This is a genomic window from Frankia sp. CcWB3 (assembly GCF_977927595.1).
The window spans coordinates 1-2,664 of sequence record NZ_CDWRCK010000395.1 but is presented as its reverse complement, the minus strand read 5'-3'; the positions used below and the strand labels follow the sequence as shown (position 1 = coordinate 2,664).

At 68.8% G+C, this 2,664-nt stretch carries 3 protein-coding genes; all 3 read left to right on the top strand.

Features of this window, described 5'->3' with window-relative positions; all coding sequences use genetic code 11:
- The coding region (locus ACY5KJ_RS19635) for a hypothetical protein (RefSeq protein WP_462204060.1) at nucleotides 1-925 on the top strand (925 nt) is incomplete at its 5' end.
- Nucleotides 922-1,968 (top strand): type I-B CRISPR-associated protein Cas7/Cst2/DevR, encoded by a 1,047-nt coding sequence (gene cas7i / locus ACY5KJ_RS19630; RefSeq protein WP_462204059.1) that lies wholly within the window; start codon nucleotides 922-924, stop codon nucleotides 1,966-1,968. The genes ACY5KJ_RS19635 and cas7i, both read left to right, overlap by 4 nt.
- Nucleotides 1,965-2,664 (top strand): CRISPR-associated protein Cas5 (gene cas5 / locus ACY5KJ_RS19625; RefSeq protein ID WP_462204058.1); only part of this gene is annotated, 700 nt, incomplete at its 3' end. The genes cas7i and cas5, both read left to right, overlap by 4 nt.

Sequence of the window (2,664 nt, the reverse complement as noted above, 5' to 3'; positions counted from 1 at the left end):
ACTCACCGGCGGTCCCAGCACCGGGGTGCACAGCTGGGATGACGCCTTCCTCCGCGACACCATCCAGAAACAGGTCGCCAGGACCGCTATGGAGATCGCCGGGTCTCGCAAACCCCACGATTCCGGCCGATATGAGCATGAGCGGACCGCGTTGCTGGCGATTCGCCGCTACGACCGGCAGATCATCGCGGGCATCGAACTGATGGTCTTCAGTAATGACAACCGGGGCGCGAGCCTCGGGGCGTACGGCATCGAGGAGCCGCTCGCCGAGTGGATCCGGTCGACGCTGCGAGACCCGGAGCTGCGGCTTGGATGGCGCGCGCTCATCGCCGCCTATGAGTTTCCGCCGGTCCGCGGGAACCGCCGGCTCGCCCGCGACGCCTTCCACCGACCGTGGCGGATCTTCACCACCGCCTCCACCCGGCTGACGGACCGGCCGGGGCTGTTGGCCGGGCACCGGTTCGACATCGCGCTGGCCGCGCTGACCTACTCGTTTCTGCGTGAGGTGATGGATGTGAACCAGGCCGACATCGACCAGGTCGAGAAACTCGCGGCCGAGATAGCCCGAGAGATCGTGGACGATGACAGTGCCAGCCCGCTCATGAGCTTCCGAGTGGCCTGCCGCAACGTCCTCTCGCTCCAGAAATGGCTGGAGACCAAGGCCGTGCGCCGTGCCCTGCGCCCGCCGGCCGCGGGAACCGCGAGCCCGCTGCTCACGACTACCCAGTTCCGGCTGCTGTTCGACCCGGACGGACAGGGCTGGATCTACCGGCGGCTGCTGCTCATCGCAGTCCTGAACGCGCTGCACGCACAGGGGTGGAGCCCGAAAGACGCGGCCGAGGCGCTGGCGGATCTACCCGAGGCGGAAGAAGAGATCAAGCTCGCCCGCGAGGACGACGAGTTCGTGGAAGGACTGGAGCGATGAGTTTCCTGGTTGGCAAGGTCGCGCTCGATATCAAGGCCGGCGCGCCGAACAACGGCCTTGCGGATGACAATGTCTCCCGGGTCAAGCAGCTCCGGGTCGGTCGGGACGTCTACCCCTACGTCTCCGCGCAGGCGTTCCGCCGCTGGTTGCGGGACTCCGTCCCGGCGCAGGAACCCCGATCCGGCGTCACCCGCAGCGGCGCCGGGAAGAACCAGCAAGCTCACACCGAGGGTCGCCCGGATCGCTATTTCGACGACGACCTGTTCGGCTACATGGTTGCCAAGAAGGGTAAGGAGGCGGCCCAGACCTGCCAGCGCGACACCGTGTTCGCCACCGGGACCCTGCTCTCCGTCGCCCCGCGCAGGCCAACCGAGGACTTCGGCACCATGAGCCGCGGCTTTCAGGCGGGGGAGAACCCGGTCCTGCACGGCCACGAGCTCTACAGCGCCGAACTCGGCGGCGACCTCCTGCTCGATCTGCCGCGAATCGGCACCTTCGAGACCGGTGGTTCCGGCCTGAAGATCGCGTTGACTGCCGAGGCGGCGAAGGATGCCGTGGCGAGTGGAGCCGACAGCCTCACCTTCCGTGGGTCGCCCGCCCTTCGGCTACCTCTACCCGAACGGCGCCGGCGGGCCGCCCTGCTGCTGCGGACCCTCACCGCCGTCCGCGGCGGAGCCAAGCAGTCGTTGCACTACGGGGACCGGGCACCGGCGTTCCTCCTGCTCGCAGCGATGAAGGGTGGGATCAACCCGTTTACCCGGATCCTCGGTCTCCGCGACGGCCGGGTCACTATCGATACCACGGTCCTGCGGGAGGAGATCGCCGCCTGGCGTGAGGAGCTCGACGGGCCTGTCTACCTCGGTTGGGCGCCGGGCTTTCTCGGTGATCAACGCGAGATCGCGCGCGGTGAGCTGGCCGCCGAGATCGAGTCCGGGCTGGTACAGGTGGACCACTCCCGGGTGCTCTTCGGACGCCTTGCGGACGAGATCGAGACCGGACTACACGACGACTGGTTCGACGACGCCAAGTCAGCCAAGTCATGAGTCTCCCCGGCGCGCCCGACCTTCTTGGCGGGGAACGAGACGCGCTGGAAGTCACTGTCAGCGCGCCGATCGTCTCCTTTCGTGACCCGCTGTACTCGGCTGTCGCGGTCACGCTTCCCTGCCCAGCTCCGGCGACCGTCGGCGGCATGCTGGCGGCGGTCGCCGGGGGATGGGACGAGGTCGACCCGGAGTTCCGGTTCGCGATGGCCTTCTCGGCGCAGGCCACCGGGGTGGATCTGGAGACCCACCATCCCCTGGAGTCGCGGGGCGCCTTCGGCCAGCCGGTGCCCCGGGAACGGCAGTTCCTGGCCTTTACCGAGCTGACCGTCTGGATCGTCGACGAGGTCGAGCGATGGGAGCGGCGGTTCCGTCGGCCGGTGTGGCCGTTGCGGCTCGGTCGCAGCCAGGATCTCGCGACTGCCCGTACCAGACGAGTACGGCTGAGTGAGGGTGAAGGCGTGGCCGGTGGGGCGCTCGTGCCCGATGACCCCAGCTCCCACGGTAGCTCCCACGGTTCCCTGCTCCGGCTGCCGACCGCTGTCAGCCGGGACCGCGCCCGTACCCGGTGGGACGCCTATCGCCATCGGCTCTCGGTGGCGGCGGGCGGCCAGTTGCGTCCGCAGTCCGTCGAGAAGGCGCTGGTGGCGGGCTGGGTCACCACCGAAGGCCGAGCCGTCCACCTCCTCCCACCCACCC

Bases quoted from the DNA above. Each gene is read 5' to 3' on its own strand.
- cas7i (WP_462204059.1), top strand. From the start codon at position 922: ATGAGTTTCCTGGTTGGCAAGGTCGCGCTCGATATCAAGGCCGGCGCG.